General features: G+C 63.8%; 14 protein-coding genes. 11 read left to right on the top strand and 3 right to left on the bottom strand.

Translation table 11 applies throughout. The annotated features are described in order from the left end of the window. Nucleotides 1-17 precede the first annotated feature (17 nt). The 11 genes from AC1D75_RS02925 (at nt 18) to AC1D75_RS02875 (ending at nt 13,202) form a co-directional block, all read left to right on the top strand. Nucleotides 18-1,580: an ABC transporter substrate-binding protein gene (locus AC1D75_RS02925; protein ID WP_495513820.1), complete on the top strand. Its 1,563-nt coding sequence runs from the start codon at nt 18-20 to the stop codon at nt 1,578-1,580. 59 nt (nt 1,581-1,639) lie between these two features. After that, complete coding sequence (locus AC1D75_RS02920; protein WP_495513819.1) at nt 1,640-2,698, top strand: class I SAM-dependent methyltransferase; 1,059 nt, start codon at nt 1,640-1,642, stop codon at nt 2,696-2,698. Beyond that, a complete protein-coding gene (locus AC1D75_RS02915; protein ID WP_495513818.1) occupies nt 2,695-3,774 on the top strand; it encodes an ABC transporter ATP-binding protein in 1,080 nt (359 codons plus the stop codon). The genes AC1D75_RS02920 and AC1D75_RS02915 overlap by 4 nt, the downstream gene beginning before the upstream one ends. Beyond that, complete coding sequence (locus tag AC1D75_RS02910; RefSeq protein WP_495513817.1) at nt 3,771-4,865, top strand: ABC transporter ATP-binding protein; 1,095 nt, start codon at nt 3,771-3,773, stop codon at nt 4,863-4,865. The genes AC1D75_RS02915 and AC1D75_RS02910 overlap by 4 nt, the downstream gene beginning before the upstream one ends. A gap of 13 nt (nt 4,866-4,878) precedes the next feature. Next, the gene (locus tag AC1D75_RS02905; RefSeq protein WP_495513816.1) at nt 4,879-5,163 is read left to right on the top strand and encodes a hypothetical protein; all 285 of its coding nucleotides are present in this window, start codon (nt 4,879-4,881) and stop codon (nt 5,161-5,163) included. Continuing rightward, nucleotides 5,160-6,092 (top strand): ABC transporter permease, encoded by a 933-nt coding sequence (locus AC1D75_RS02900; RefSeq protein ID WP_495513815.1) that lies wholly within the window; start codon nt 5,160-5,162, stop codon nt 6,090-6,092. Before AC1D75_RS02905 ends, AC1D75_RS02900 begins: the two co-directional genes overlap by 4 nt. Further along, nucleotides 6,089-7,000, top strand: a complete 912-nt coding sequence (locus AC1D75_RS02895) for an ABC transporter permease (protein WP_495513814.1) — start codon at nt 6,089-6,091, stop codon at nt 6,998-7,000. The genes AC1D75_RS02900 and AC1D75_RS02895 overlap by 4 nt, the downstream gene beginning before the upstream one ends. Continuing rightward, nucleotides 6,997-8,481, top strand: coding sequence for an aldehyde dehydrogenase family protein (locus AC1D75_RS02890; protein WP_495513813.1), 1,485 nt, complete (start codon nt 6,997-6,999; stop codon nt 8,479-8,481). The genes AC1D75_RS02895 and AC1D75_RS02890 overlap by 4 nt, the downstream gene beginning before the upstream one ends. 73 nt (nt 8,482-8,554) lie before the next feature. Continuing rightward, a complete protein-coding gene (locus tag AC1D75_RS02885) occupies nt 8,555-10,291 on the top strand; it encodes a nitrilase-related carbon-nitrogen hydrolase (protein WP_495513812.1) in 1,737 nt (578 codons plus the stop codon). An 8-nt stretch (nt 10,292-10,299) separates the two neighbouring features. Beyond that, nucleotides 10,300-12,471, top strand: a complete 2,172-nt coding sequence (locus AC1D75_RS02880) for an FAD-dependent monooxygenase (protein ID WP_495513811.1) — start codon at nt 10,300-10,302, stop codon at nt 12,469-12,471. After that, nucleotides 12,447-13,202, top strand: a complete 756-nt coding sequence (locus AC1D75_RS02875) for a maleate cis-trans isomerase family protein (RefSeq protein WP_495513810.1) — start codon at nt 12,447-12,449, stop codon at nt 13,200-13,202. The genes AC1D75_RS02880 and AC1D75_RS02875 overlap by 25 nt, the downstream gene beginning before the upstream one ends. A gap of 114 nt (nt 13,203-13,316) precedes the next feature. Here AC1D75_RS02875 and AC1D75_RS02870 read toward each other — a convergent pair whose 3' ends face one another. The 3 genes from AC1D75_RS02870 to AC1D75_RS02860 form a co-directional block, all read right to left on the bottom strand. Further along, nucleotides 13,317-14,420 carry an alpha/beta hydrolase gene (locus AC1D75_RS02870; protein ID WP_495513809.1) on the bottom strand — a complete coding sequence of 368 codons (1,104 nt, stop codon included), beginning with the start codon at nt 14,418-14,420 and terminating at the stop codon, nt 13,317-13,319. Nucleotides 14,421-14,521: 101 nt separating this feature from the next. Next, nucleotides 14,522-15,331 carry a cytochrome c oxidase assembly protein gene (locus AC1D75_RS02865; RefSeq protein ID WP_495513808.1) on the bottom strand — a complete coding sequence of 270 codons (810 nt, stop codon included), beginning with the start codon at nt 15,329-15,331 and terminating at the stop codon, nt 14,522-14,524. Further along, a complete protein-coding gene (locus AC1D75_RS02860) occupies nt 15,328-15,876 on the bottom strand; it encodes a DUF2243 domain-containing protein (RefSeq protein ID WP_495513807.1) in 549 nt (182 codons plus the stop codon). Before AC1D75_RS02860 ends, AC1D75_RS02865 begins: the two co-directional genes overlap by 4 nt. Between the last annotated feature and the right edge of the window lie 14 nt (nt 15,877-15,890).

The following is a 15,890-nucleotide window of genomic DNA, read 5'->3' as shown; positions in this document are numbered from 1 at the left end:
CCACCAGGAGTAGCCACATGTCGCTGCATTCTTCATCTTTCGGGATCTCGCGGGGCGCGAGTACCCGCCATCGCCTGCGCCGGCTCGGCACCGCGGGAATCGGCGTGATCGTCGCGACCGGACTGGTCAGCGCCTGCGCCCCCACCGAACAGTCCGCCGGTTCGAGTACCGACAGCATTGTGATCGGTACCTCGACCTCGATCAACCCGCTGACCGGTCTGAACTCGTCGTACCAGACGTACCAGTACAACGCGTTCGATTCGTTGGTGCGCTGGCTCGCCGACGACGAAGAGGCGCAGCCTCGTATCGCGACCGAGTGGACCAACGTCGACCCGCTCACCACCGACTTCACCATTCGCGATGGCGTGAAGTTCCATGACGGCACGACCTTGACGGCGCGTGATGTGGCGTTCTCGTTCAACGAGATCATCGCCGAGAAGTTCGTGACGGCGTCCAACCTCGCGAACATCGAAAGCGTCACCGCACTGGATGACTCCACCGTGCGGATCGTCACCAAGACGCCGGAACCGCTGCTGCTCAACATCGTTGCGCAGGTGTTCATCGTGCCGGAGGCAGCGTGGGAAGCCGCCGGTGGTGCAGACGGGTTTGCCGCCCACCCCATCGGCAGCGGACCTTACGAGATCACCGACTTCGACATCGAGAACTCGGTCACCTTCGAGGCATTCGACGATTTCTGGGGCGAGGCACCGGCAACCGATACGGTCGAACTGCGGTACTTCTCCGATTCCAGCGCGCTGGCCTCGGCCTTCGAGTCCGGACAACTGACGGTGGCGCACGAACTGCCGGGCGCATCGCTGCAGACACTGAAGGGCGATGACCGGTATGAGGTCACCGCATCGTTCAGCGGCAGCCAGAACATGTTCCAGTTCAACACGAACAAGGCGCCCTTCGACAACGAAAACGTCCGTCGCGCAGCCAACCTCGCCATCGATGCACCCGCTCTCATCGACGCGCTGACCTATGGGGCAGGCACACTCGAAGACGGCCAGTTGCCGATCGAGGGCGTCTTCGGCCACACCGACACCATCTCCCGTCCGGACTACAACCCCGACGAGGCCCGCAAACTGCTGACCCAGGCCGGCGCCGAGGGAACCCCGATCACCCTCTCCGGGATGTCTCTCTACCGGCCCCTGCTCGAAGCGATCGGTGGCCAGTTGGCCGAGGTCGGCTTCAAGCCGACGATCGAGGCGAACGAGACCGCGGTGTGGTTGCAGCAGTTCCGTTCGGGCACCGACGCCAACATCTTCTTCCGTGGCACCTCGTACACCGGCGTCTTCGACGCGGATCGTCCGTTCTCGTTCATCTCACAGGGCGAGCGCCCGTTGGTGAACGACCCGAAGTGGACCGAGCTGTACCAGGCCACCAAGACCGAGATGGATCGCGATGTGCGCGAACAGAAGCTGATCGCTGCGAGCCAGTACCTGTTCGACAAGAACTACGTGCTGTACACCTACGGACGTCCGTCGGTCGGAGCCGTTGTCGCCGGAACCTCCGGAGTCGATTTCGGTACCGGCATCATGCTGCAGTTCGACACCGTGTCGACCTCGTCGAACAGCTGACCCGACAAGCCGCAGCTGACCCGACAAGCTGCAGCTGACCTGAGAACGAAGGCAAATACATGAACACCACCACCCTTCCCGCCGGTGAGTTGATCGATCAGCGGGGTCGTGCCGAACTGGAGTTCCTGCAGGCATTGCGGGTCGGACTTGCGCCGTTGCGCAACAGGATCCGGGCGACCGTGCAGGAATCAGGAACCCTCGAGGCCCCATTCGTGGGTATCGAGGATCTGCGTGAACGGGTGGACGGTGTTCTGGCGGACAACGCCGATCATCGGATAGTCGGGGCCGTTCTCCGGTGGAGTCGCCAGGTGGCGACTCCCCGGGCGGCCGCGGCATTCGAACGTCGCCGCGAGGTCCTCGCGCCTCTGGCGGCCCCGGCCGGTGTCGTGATCGACACCGGCGAGAACCCGCCGCGGTATTGGGACTACGAGTTCCACGCCACGGCGGGGGGCTGGGATGGTCACCCGGACATGGGCTTCGTGCATCACGAGATGATCTATCATTTTCTGCTCAAGAAGATCTATCCGGGTGATCTCTTCGCCCAACGGCGGCAGGTGGCGGCCGCGGCACCGCGCGACGACTACCAGCGCATCGTCGATATGGGCTGTGGCACCGGGCAATACACGCTGCAGTTGGCAAAAGAGTATCCACAGGCCACGATCACGGCAGTTGATCTGTCGCGAACCCAGGCCCGCTATGCACTTCGGCGGGCGGAGGACGCCGGCGTGGCGATCACGGCCGTGCACGCCAACGCCGAGGCGACGGGCCTACCCGATGGCAGTGCCGATCTGGTGACGGCATTCATCCTTCACCACGAAATGCCGCCTCACGCAACGCGGAATACGTTCACCGAGGCCTTCCGGCTACTCGAACCGGGTGGGCACGTCCACTTCTCGGACGTAGCACCCTACGAGCAGCGATCTCCGTACCAGGCGTGGCTCGACGACTGGGATGCCGAACACGGAAATGAGCCGTGGTGGCGTACCGCCGCCACCCTCGACCTCGAAGCGGCGGCCCGTGCCGCCGGATTCGTCGATATCAAGCAACAAGCACTGGGCGCCGACGCCTACCCATGGGTCATCACCGCCACCAAGCCCCCACAGGAGCAACTGTCGTGAATCCCGCGCCTACCGTGGATGTTTCGAAACAAGAGACGGTCGCCGACATCGCGCTGTCGATGCGTGATCTCACCGTCCATCTGCCACGCAGTGACAGAGCAGACCTGCAAATCCTGCACGGAGTCGATCTGGAAGTTCCCACCGGAGCGGTGGTCGCGCTGGCAGGGGAGTCCGGGTCGGGAAAGTCCACGGCGATGCTGTCGGCGTTGCGACTTCTGCCCTGGGGCGCCAGGATCGGTGGCCACATCGAGGCGGCCGGCGTCGACGTGGTTGCTATGTCGAAGCGAGAGCTGCGGGAATTCCGGGCCCGCCACGCGCGGGTCGTGCTCCAGGATCCGTGGAGTTCCTTGCATCCCATGCACACGATCGGTTCTCAGCTCATCGAATCCGCGCGTTCGGGTGAACCCGGACTGTCGAAGTCGGCGGCCAAGGAACTCGCGGTGGACACCCTGACGCGGGTCGGGATCGCCGACCCCGAGGCACGGATGAAGACGTATCCGCATCAGATGTCGGGTGGTCAACTACAGCGCGTGGTGATCGCGATGGCCTTGGTCGCCAAACCGACTCTCCTCTTCTGCGACGAGCCGACCACCGCGCTCGACGTCACCACCCAGGCGCAGATCCTCGAGCTGCTCCGGACCCTCAATCGTGAGACCGGGCTGACGATCGTGATCGCCAGCCACGACCTCGACGTCATCGCAGGCATCGCCGATCGGCTGGTCGTGATGTACGCCGGGGCGGTCGTCGAGCAGGGTCCGGTCGAGGAATTGATGACCAAACCGCAGCATCCGTACACATGGGCGTTGCTGCAGACGGCACCCGAGCACAACCGGGGCCGACGGTTGCGGACCATCGAGGGTCGGCCGCCTGCCCTGGACAACCTGCCGTCCGGGTGCGCGTTCGCGCAGCGTTGCGACTTCGCGACCGTCGAGTGCGAAAGTACTCGTCCCCGTCTGCTGCCGCTGCCGTCATCTCCTGAGCACTCCACCGCCTGCCTGCGGGTGCAGCACGAATTCCCGTCCGGGGATCAAAACGCAACCGCGGCGGCCATCTCCGAAAAGAGCCTGACATCGTGAGCGAATCGAACACAGACTCCGGTGACGGCACGGTGCTGGACATCCAGGATCTGGTGCAACACTTCCCGGGTCCGGGCGGTACCACGGTCCGTGCGGTCGACGGGGTGTCGCTTCAGGTGCGGCGCGGTGAGACCGTCGGACTGGTCGGCGAATCCGGCAGCGGCAAAACAACTGTCGGGCGGGCGGCCTTGCGGCTGTACACGCCGACGGCCGGAAAGGTCGTGTTCGAGGGAACCGACGTCACCCGACTCAAGGGACGGGCACTGACCCGGGCGTTGCGGCAACGTAGCGCGATGGTCTTCCAGAACCCGTCGACCTCGCTGAACCCGTTTCTGCGGATCGAGGACGCGCTGGCCGAACCACTGATCGTCCACCGGGTCGGAGACCGTGACGAGCGTCGACGCCGCGTGGTCGAGACGCTGGATCTGGTGGGACTCGGTGGCGAGATGGGTTCGCGCTACCCACACGAACTCTCCGGAGGACAACGCCAGCGGGTTGGAATCGCTCGCGCCCTGATGCTGAATCCGGCGCTGATCGTCGCCGACGAGCCCACCGCGTCGCTGGACGTCTCGGTGCAGGCACAGGTGGTGAATCTGTTGCAGGACATCCAGGCCGAACGTGACCTCGGTTACCTGTTCATCAGCCACGACCTGGCACTGGTGCGGCATATCAGCCACCGGATCGCGGTCATGTATCTCGGACGTATCGTCGAAGTCGGCACCGCAGCAGAGGTTTTCGACGATCCACTGCATCCGTACGCGGCGTCGCTGGCCTCGATGCAACTCGCTCCCGACCAGCGAATCGTGCCCAAGGGCGACCTGCCATCACCCAGCAATCCGCCGTCGGGATGCCCCTTCCACCCGCGGTGCCCGATCGCACGGGACATCTGCGCCGTCGAACGGCCCGCTCTGGTCTCTGCCGATGACGTGCGCACTGATCGGCAGGTCGCATGCCACTTCCCGGGGGAACTCACCCTCTCCGAGAAGCCCGCCCACGCTGCCGTTCCCGCGGCACCACTCCCCACGTCGATGCGCAAAACACTGGCGGCCGGCAGTCCGGCATCGTCCGCGCTCACCGCGACCAGTAGTTAGGACCCCCCACACCATGCCCGGATTTGCCCGCGAGGATGCCCCGTACCTCACCGCGAGCGGTGACACCGACGCCCTGATGCGCATGATGCTCGAACTCGCTTCCGAGACATGGGTATTGCGCGACCGGTTGACGGTCATCGAGCACACCTTGGCCGGGGCAGGCATCGACCTGTCTGCGGTCGACCAACCGGTGAGCGACCCGGAACTGGCCGGCCTTCTTGCCGAACAGCGCAATCTGCTCACCGAGCGGCTGATGGCTGCGGCGAGTGGGGCTTCCCTGGGACCGGTTCAGCCATGAAGGTTTTGAACTACCTGGTCCGCAAGCTACTGCTGTTGGCGACGGTGATCGTCGGAGTGACCACATTCATCTTCATCCTCGTCCGGATGTCGGGCGATGCTGCCGAACTCATGTCACCGCCCGAGGCCAGCGAGGCCACGGTCGAGGCGACGCGAGTCCGCCTCGGTCTCGATTCCCCGGTCGTGATGCAATACCTCGACTCGCTGCGTGGTGCCTTCACCATGGACTTCGGAACCTCGTTCGTTTCCAAGCTCGATTCCGGCGCGCAAGCCTGGGCTCGGTTGGGACCGAGTCTGTCGCTTGTTATTCCGGCGTTGCTGCTGTCGGTGTTGCTGGCCGCAGTGGTCGGTGGATATGCGGCGCTGCACCAGGCCCAGACCCGGGGCCGGCTGCTGATGGCGGTCGCCTTTGTCCTGGACGGCATCCCGTACTTCATCACCGCGTTGCTGCTCGTGCTGGTCTTTGCGATCAACCTCGGTTGGTTGCCCGCCACCGGGGCCGGGGGCACGATCGGTCTGGTGCTGCCGATCATCGTCCTGACCATTCAGGGCTTCTCGACGCTCTCGCGGCTCGTGCGTGGACAGCTCATCGACGCGCTGGCACAGGGACCGGTGATCATGGCCAAGTCCAAAGGTCTGGCACCGAGGACGGTTCTGATCAAACATGCCTTCCCCCTCGCCATTCCACCGATCGTCGCCTTCCTCGGAATCCTCTTCTCGCTGTTGATCGGATCCCTGTTGATCCTGGAACCGATGCTCAACTATGCCGGTCTCGGACAACTACTGGTCCGTAGCGTCTCGGCGCGAGACTTTCCGACGGTGCAGGCTTGCGTCTTTGTCATCGCGGTCCTGATCACCCTGATGAACATTGCAATGGATGCCGTTGTGCATCTCCTCGATCCCCGACTCCGAGCAAAGGCGTCCTCATGAGCGCGACGACCACCACACCGCGCCGGTCGCAGGGCCGGGTCCGCGAAATCCTGGGCAAGGCCTGGTCGAATCCGGCCGGAAAGATCGGCTTCTGCCTGTTGGCTGTGCTGGTGATTCTCTCGGTCTTCGCACCGTTGATCGCGCCGCACGATCCGACCACACAGATTCTTGCCGATGCCGACACTCGGCCGATGTGGATGGGGGGTGAGGGCGGATACCTTCTCGGCACCGACTCACTCGGGCGAGATGTGTTCAGCCGCGTGCTCTATGGGCTGCGTTTGAGCCTGACCATCGGCGTGGTCACGGCCACCATCAGTGCGCTGCTCGGCCTGTTGCTCGGCGTACTCGCCGGATACTTCGAACGATTCATCGGACCCGCGCTCCTGCGCCTGGCCGACATCCAGTTCGCGATTCCGTTCATCGCGGTCGGCATCGCGCTGACCGCGGTCCTCGGTCCCGGCATCGTCACCCTCGTGGTCGTGCTGTCGGTGTGGTCCTGGACCATCTACGCGCGCACGATCGTGCGTTCGGTGTCGCAGGTGCGTCGTCTCGACTTCGTGGTCGCAGCTCGCACGCTTGGCGCATCGACATCCCGAATCATGCTGCGGCACATCGTGCCGAGCGTGATCGGACCGGTCATCGTGTTGTGGTCGGTCAGCGTGGGCGTGACCGTTCTGGCCGAGAGCGGATTGAGTCTGCTCGGTCTGGGCGTGCAGGCGCCCGGGTTCTCGCTGGGATCGATGTTGGGCGACGGACAGACCGCGTTGCGCCTGGCCTGGTGGTCGATTGCCTTCCCCGGTGTGGCATTGCTCTTGATCGTCCTGTCTTTCAACATGGTCGGCGACGCGATCCGCGATGCCCTGAACCCCGGCGCCCATGCCAAACCACAGAATCCGGAACTGACATGAGCCAGACGGTATCCGGCCCCCCGGACCTCGACGCGCTGTACGGACAGACGCCCGACGACGTCGCGGCGTGGATCGAAGGACTCGATCTCGCTCAGACCGTCGCGGGAATCAGTGTGCCTGCGACCTCGCAACGGCCGGTGCCCTTTCCGGCCACCGAAGAGGTCATCGCGCTGGCCCCGTTCGGCGACGCCGGCATCGTTGACACCGCGGTTGCCGCAGCGACGGCGGCAGCCCCGGACTGGCAGGCCATCTCGTGGGGACAGCGGCGAGCAGCGCTGTACCTGTTCGCCGGAGCACTCGATGAGGACGTCTTCACGCTGTCGATGCTGCTGGTTGCCGAGACGGGTCGCCCGCTGCGGCGATGTGTCAGCGAGGTGCTCAGTGCCGCGCGCTTCGTCCGCACGATCGCAGATACCGGTCAGATGGACACGGACATCGTCCATCCCGACAAATCGATCCGGTTGACCGGACGCCCTCTGGGTGTCGTCGGGGCCATAGCGCCGTGGAACTCGCCGGTGTTGCTCGCGGTGGTGAAGATCGCGAATGCCCTGATGGCCGGAAATACGATGGTGCTCAAGAGTTCACCGTTCACGCCGCTGTCGGGTTTGCGTTTCGGGATTCTGGCCAGGGAGATCTTTCCGGCGGGCGTCCTCAACGTGCTCAACGGTGGACACGAGGTCGGGGCGGCCATGGTCGCCCATCCCGGCGTGGCAAAGATCTCGTTCACCGGATCGACGGCGACGGGCAAGGTGATCGCAAGGGCTGCAGCAGATCAACTCAAGCGGATCACCCTCGAACTCGGCGGCAACGACGCCGCGATCGTGATGGCGGATGCCGACCTCGGTCGATTTGTCGAAACCGCGTCACAGGTGGGTCTGCTCAACTGCGGCGCGTTCTGCGCGGGTGTCAAGCGGATCTACGTCCACAGCAGTCGGGTCGACGACATGGTCGATCTCTTCGACAAACGGCTACGGCCAGTGCAACTCGGTGATCCGTTCGACATCACGACCGAGATGGGGCCGATGCAGAATCGTCCCCAGTATGAACGTGTGCTCGACCTGAATTCGGCCGCCCGCGCGGCAGGCGGCCGGGTCCACGGACATCGAGGACCGGTTCCGGAGCGCGGTCTGTTCATCGCACCGACGGTGGTGACGGGTCTGGCGTCCGATCACCGGCTCGTGGTCGAAGAACAGTTCGGTCCGGTGCTCCCGATCATCGCGTTCGATTCGATCGATGATGCTGTCGCCCAGGCGAATGCAAGCCAGTACGGACTGGGCGGTTCGGTATGGGGGACCGATGCCGAGGCTGCCGAGGCCGTGGCCACGCGGCTCGATGTCGGCTCGGCCTGGGTTAACCAGCACGGCGCCTTCGACGCCGCGATCCCGATGCCATTTGCCGGCCAATCCGGAATCGGTATCGACTACGGCGGATTCGGCGTGCACGAGCACAGTCAGCGCACGGTGGTGAACGTCGCGCGGTGAAGCATCCCGCATGGTGATGGCATCGCAAGCAGCGGTACTGTTACCCATATATTGGAAAGGCGATAACCATATTATGGAAATCAAAACTCTCGACTCGTTTGAGTCTCTCGGCGCGGACACTGTCCGGGTAGCTGCTGCACAGTTCTTCTCCGGCACCGATGTTGTTGCGAACACAGAACGGTGTGCCGCCTACATTCGCGCCGCCGCGGCGGTTGGTGCCCAGCTGATCGTGTTGCCGGAGAACAGCAATCGGCTGCGGAACTACGGCAGCCGGGAAGAGTGCCACGAACTCTCCGAGACACTCGAAGGCGAGTTCGTAGCCGGTCTGAAGCAGGCTTGTCGTGATGCCGGTATCCATGCGGTTGTCGGCGTGGACGTACGTGGCGCAACGGCGCCGGACGTCTACATTGCGTCGCTGCTGATCGGACCTACCGGGGACCTGCTGTATGTCCACCACAAGACCGTGTTCTGGGACTACGAGTACACGCTCTTCACACCCGGAAGCAAAGAGCTCGAGATCGTCGACACCGAGGTCGGCCTTCTCGGGCTGCTGATGTGTGCCGACGGCATCGTTCCTGATGTTCCCCGAGTATTGGGAACCATAGGCGCGCAGGTCTTCTGCAACTCCCTCAACTCCCGCGGACCCGACGAACTCCGGGTCCATGTGCCCCTGCGGGCCATGGAGAATCACGTGTGGCACATCGCGGCGAACACCGTCGGCGGCCCGGCCGACGCCTGGCCATGGATGGGCGGGTCGCAGATCGTCACTCCGACAGGCGAAACACTCGCCTGCGCCGGTGAGGAAGACGAAGGTCTGATCTGGGCCGACATCACTCCCGCCGACGCCGACAACAACGATGTACCGGGTTTCGCCGACGTGTTCGGCTGGCGCCGTCCGGACCTCTACGGCGACCTGATGAGCGAGCACGACTCGCTGCCCGTGGCTTCGATGCTCGGTCCGGTGGATCCGGAGCGACCTTCGCAGTTCCTTGATGTTGCGACGCTGCAGGTTTCGTACTTTCACAACCAGGAGTGGACGATAACCCGCGCGGTCGGGCAGATCGGCCACGCCGCTGCACAGGGTGCGACCCTTGGTGTGCTGCCGGAGCTGTTCTGCTTCAAGCCCGGCGAGGTGGCCGCGGATCCGGCCGCCGCCGCAGTGGTTTCCGAGCGGGTGCTCGAAACCATTCGCGCTGCGGCCAAGGAGCATTCGCTGTGGGTGGTGGTCAACCTCGTCGAAGAGTCCGTTGACGGTGGTTACCACAGCACCGCGTATCTGATCGATAACAGCGGCACCGTGGTCTTCCGGTACCGCAAGACCCACCTCGACCACGCAGATATGCAGTGGGCGCGCCCCGGTGACGCCATCGAGGTCGCCCATACCGAGATCGGGGCGATCGGGATGATGATCGGCTCGGAGGTATGGGTTCCCGAGGTGATGCGATTGCTGACCCTGCGGGGTGCCGAAGTCGTTGTGCATCCGGCGAACTGGGACCGGCGCGAGGCGCCCGAGATGGCCGCCACCGAGCGGACGGAAGAGAACCGCGTACACCTCGTATCGGTGAACCGGCTCGACAGCCCGGGGATCGTCGGCAGCCAGATCGTGCGCGCCGATCCGTTCATCCCGGGCCAGCCGATCGCGCTCATGCGCTATCCGTCCGCGCAGTGGACCAGGCACGGTTTTGAAGAACAGCTGATCGTCCGGCTCGATCTGCGGGAATCACATAACAAGATGATGGGATACCACCTGGATCCCGTCGGTAGCCGTCAACCACGGTTGTACGGACCACTGCTTGCCGAGAAGAGCTGAGACAGAACATGTCTGTGAACACAGAACGCACCATGGAGACGGTTGTGGTGGCCGGCATGGGGCCGGTGGGTATGGTCGCGGCCCTGAAGCTGGCCCAGATGGGTCACCAGGTGCTGGTCCTCGAGGCCGGTGACAGCTTGTCCGGTGAATCGCGGGCGTCCACCTTCCACCCGTCGACCCTCGAATTGCTCGAAGAACTCGGAGTTGTCGACGACCTGCTCGCGGTGGGTCTCGAGGCGCCGGTGTTCCAGTACCGGGAACGCGACGGCACGGTGCTCTCGGAGATGGACATGGGTCTGCTCAAGGGAGAGACCAAGTACCCGTACCGGATTCAGAGCGAGCAGGACAACCTGACCCGCATCATCCACGACGTCCTGGTGACGATGCCCAACGTGACGTTGCAGTTCTCCAGCCCGGTGGTGCGGGTCGAGCAGGGCCACGACCACACCCGGATCTTCTTGCCCGACACCGAACGCGACCGTCCGATCCTGACACGATGGTTGATCGCCGCTGATGGCGCGCAATCGGCGATCCGCAAGTCGCTCGGTGTCTCGTTCGAGGGACGGACCTATGACGAGCGTTTCCTGGTCATCTCGACGACCCACGAATTCCGCGACGACTTCGCAGATCTCGCGTACGTCTCGTACATCTCCGATCCGGAGGACTGGGGTGTGCTGCTGCGTACCCCCAACCACTGGCGTGCACTGTTCCCGATCCGGGACGCCGAGTCCGATGAGCAGGCCCTGGAGCCCGCAGCACTGGAAGCGCGGCTGCAGGGTATCGCGGCTCAGCCGACGGCGTACGACATCCCGCACGCATCCATTTACAAGGTGAACATGCGTGCGGCCGCGACATTCTCGGTCGGCCGCACGCTGCTCGCCGGCGACGCCGCCCACGTCAACAACCCGCTCGGTGGCATGGGTATGAACAGCGGTATCCACGATGCGTGGGCAGCTGCGCTGTGTGTCGACGCGGCATTGGACGACACCGACGACACCCATGCGGCAACGTTGTACAGCGAATTGCGTCGCGATGCCGCACTCAACCACGTGCAGGCCCAGGCGCAGAAGAACTACGACTCGATGCGTTCCGACGACGACGAGGCCCGGGCGGCCCGCGCCGACGAGCTCTCGGAGATGGACATCGAGTTGCTCGACAAGCGGGCTCACCTGCGTGCCTCGGCGATGTTCACCTCGCTGCGGATCACGTTGGGACGCTTGGCACGTGAGCTGCATGCGGTGCCGAAGACCGTTCGTCCCGCTGGGCGCGTGCTGTCGGAGAGGCTCTGCTATGGCCCCGTGATCGCTCCGGGGGTCTATGACGGGGTCACCGCACGCGCCGCCGTCGACGCAGGTTTCGGTGTCGCATATGTATCCGGGGCCGCCGTCTCGGCTACCGCGCTGGGCCGTCCGGATCTGGGATATCTCGGGCTGGCCGAGATGACCGAACAGGTCCGGCGCATGACCGCGGTCACCGACCTGGCGTTGATCGTCGACGGAGACACCGGCTATGGCGGTGTCCTGCAGGTCGGTGAGGCCGTCGAGCGTCTCGAGCGGGCCGGTGCGGCTGCCATCCAGTTCGAAGATCAACTGGCGCCCAAACGATGTGGGCATCTCGACGGTAAAGAACTGATCCCGGTCGAGGAGATGACGGCGAAGGTCGCGATGGCGGTGCGGAGCAGGCGCAGCGCGCTGGTGATCGCACGCACCGACGCGCTCGCGGTCGACGGTGAGGAGGCCGCAATTGCGAGGGTTCAAGCGTATGCGGCCGCCGGCGCAGACCTGATCTTTGTCGAGGGGGCATATGCCGAGACGCAACTGCGCCGTATTCGCGACGCGGTGCCGGGCGTGCCGCTGATGGTCAACCTGTCGGAGGCCGGTGATCACTCGGCGCTTCCGCCGGAGCGTGTTCTGGCCGAATGCGGTGTCGCCCTGATGATCTACCCGGTGGGCCCACTGCTGGCCGGGGCCGGTGCGGTCGCGCAGACGTACCGATCGATTCGTCGTACAGGGGCCTCGGGCCGGTCACATCAGGACTGGCAGGGCCTCACGGAACTGTTGGGCGTGGGTGCCGAGCTGGCAGCTGACGCCGAGGTCGGCCGGTGGGCGAAGGCCCAGCTGGTGCAGAGCACCACTTCAATCGAGAGGGACACACAATGGCAGGAACCGGTACACCAGTGATCACCAAGGGCAAGAAGTTCGGGCTGATCGTTCCCTCGACGAATACGTCGGTCGAGCGCGAGTTCCACCAGATCCGGTTGCAGGACTCGTCCTGGCACACCGGGCGGATCATGATCAAGGCCGTGGCCTTGGACTCCGCCGATGCGTTCGGGTTGTTTCGGGAGAACCTGAATGAGGCACTGCCCGCCGCGTTGGAGACGGTGATGACCGCCGACCCCGACTACATCGTGATGGGGATGTCGGCGGAAACCTTCTGGGGCGGAGTGGCAGGCAACGCGGAGTTCGAGGCCAACGTCCGCCGCCTGACCGGCCTGGGTGTGTCCACCGGAGCGACCGCGGCCGGCGAGGCACTGAAAGCGTTCGGGGCCCGTCGAATCGGCGTGATGACGCCTTACCAGCCTGTCGGTGATGAGCAGGTTCGTAAGTACTTCACCGAACTGGGCTTCGAGGTGGCAGGCGTGCACGGCCTGAAGTCGGCATCGGCCACATCGATCGCGGACGAGACCCCGGAAACCATCCGTGCGGGTTTCCTGGCCGTCGACGGTCCGGACGTCGACGCGCTGATCCAGTGTGGAACGAACCTGGAGGCGATGCAGGTCGCGGCCGACCTCGAGCGTGAACTCGGCAAGCCGGTGATCGCCATCAACCTCGCCACAGTCTGGCATGCATTGCGCGCGAACGGGATCAACGATCAGGTCGAGGGCTTCGGCTCGCTGCTGGCCAAGTTCTGACCCCTACACGCTTTCGACGACTGCAAATCCAGAAGCACACACTCCAGTCATAGGCACACGTTTAAACATGTGCTTATGACTGGTGCGTGTGCTTTTGTGGCGTGTCGCAAGCGTCTAGAGACCCAGTGCCTTCTCGAGTGTCGGCCATGCCTTCGGCAGTTGGTCTTTCCAATACGGCCACGCATGCACCCCGACCGGCTCGTACGTCACTGTCGCCGGAATACCCAGCTTGTCCAGACGATTTTCCATCGTCCGGGTGCAGTGATTCGAGCCGACCTCTATTGCACCGCCGACAATCGCGGTGTTCAAATAGTCGTCAGAATTCGGATCTTCATGCGGGCCTGTCAAGCCGTTGCCGACTGACATGTAGATGTGTTTGCCGCGCAATGCTCCTGCATTGAGGACGGAATCGTGCGCCTTCCATTGTTCGTTGCCGAACTCGCCCCAGATATTGCCCGGGTCGCCGCTCTGATGTGAAGCAGTGAGCTGGATGGAGAGACGGCCGACAGCATCAGTGGTCGAATAGCACCCGCTGAATGTCGCTACTCCGTCGTAGAGATTCGGATTCCTATGGGCCAGCATCATCGCTCCTTGCGCGCCCATGGAATTTCCGGCGATTGCGTTGACGCCATTGGTGTTCAAAGCGTTGTCGATCAGTGGTGGCAATTCTTTTGTTGCGAAGGTTTCCCACCTGTTCAGGCCGAGGACCGGGTCGATCTTCTCCCAGTCGGTGTACACACTCGAGCGCCCGCCATTGAGCATCACGACATTGACGTTTTTGTTTGCGAAGAAGCTCTTGGCACCAGCCTGGTACATCCAGCCACTGGCGTTGTCCCCGGCGCTCACCCCGTCGAGCATGTACAGCGTCGGACGCTTCACCGAATTGTCCGCGGGCAGCAGGACATCGAGTGTCACCGCACGGCGCAGTGCTGGTGATTCGACTTTGTACCGAACGTGCTTTCCGGATTCTCCGGTCTTTTCGATCGCCGGGACGAGGATGTCGTCGCGTAGAACCGGCGGCGGGCCGGGGTCATCTTGGAACGGTCCCGGTACTGTCGATCCGGAACCGACGCTGCCACTGCCCGAGCTGCCCAACCCCGGTGCGGCGCCGGAGACTCCACTGAACGTCAGTGTCGCAGCAGCGGCGATCGCTCCCACCGTGCCGAAGCGCACGGTGCTCCGCAATAGTGAATGAGCGGTTCGGATTTTATGGCCCATCGAATACCCCCAGGTAATGACTCAGTAAAGACTGAATCGAACATACCGCGCCCCCTTGGTTGAAGGCTGCTCGGAAGGGTCGGCTGCAATGATTATGTGGCTCAGTTGTGACTTTGCAGTGTGTGGGATCTGGCCGTAGTTTTCTGCGTCCGGTGGTCGGGTTTCCACGTGGCAAGTAGGGCGAGAGCCAAAAGAAGTTCGGCGATGTCGCCCCAGTAATACATGAGAGTCCCGCCATCCTGCAGTTCATTGGGCGGTGCGGGGACCTGTACATAGAGGTCGGCGTAGAGCAATTGAGAGATCACGGCGTGGCCGGCGATGGCCACACCGAGAACGACCAGACGTATCGGCACCGTCGGCCGGTCCGGTCCGGGGTCAGGGCCGGCGATCATCCAGGCGAACAGGTATCCGGCGATGAAGAAGTGCACGTGAATCACGCCGTGCACCATAGGATTGGCGTCGGCGAGCCCGAACAGCGGCGTGAAGTACAGCAACACCAACCCGCCGAGGTTCGCAGTGAGCAGGACAACCGGATTGGTCAGGACGCCTGCGGGTTTGGACCGCAACAGGTGGACCAGTGAGCGACCCCACCGCGGCGGGGCCGACCTCAAGACCAGTGTCATCGGCGCGGCCAGGACGAGTGCGAGTGGCGCGAACATGCCGATCAGCAGATGCCCGAGCATGTGGTCGCCGAAACTGTCTGACACCGATGGGCGCAGGGCGATGAGCAGGATCGCGATGCCGATCATGAAGCTTGTTGTGCGCCAGTGATTCCAGCCGCGAGGTTCCCGCGCACGTAGGACCGCGGCCGCCAGGTACACGCCGGCGACAACGGCCAAGGCGGTATAGGGGAGCGCCACGTCCCAGTCGAAACCGGGCTCTGCCGACGATTCGTGAGCCAGAGCGCTCATGTCGAGTGTTCCGCTGTGGGGACCTCCGGATCGCTGGGACGCACCGAACGCTGCAGCAGCCAGCCGGCCGCTATCAACACCGCGCCCAGGATCAGGAATCCTATGTCCCAGAGGGTTTGGTGTTCACCTCCGCGGACGTGGTGGATCGCGAGGATGTGATGGTCGATGACCCCCTCGACCAGGTTGAAGGCACCCCAACCCACCAGCACCCATCCCCACAGGGCGCGAGAAGTCCACAACCGGTGCCGAGAACTCGTCACCCGGGAGAAGAGCAGTGCCAACCCGATCAGGACGGCGAGCCAGGTGAACGTGTGGAAGAACCCGTCCCACAGGGTGTTGATCTTCAGTCCGTGAACGGTGTCGGAGGGGTAGTAACGCACGCCGATGTGGTCACTGTTGGTGCTGGTCAGCATGTGATGCCATTGCAAGATCTGATGTAGCAGGATGCCGTCGACGAACCCGCCGAGTCCGATGCCCAGCACCACACCGGGGAGTGTCAGCGATTTGGCCGTCGTTTCCACCATGGAGTCTGCGGATGTACTCATTCGGTCCCCTTCGG

Source organism: Williamsia sp. Y712 (assembly GCF_059445525.1).
This window is presented reverse-complemented; position numbering and strand designations above follow the sequence as displayed.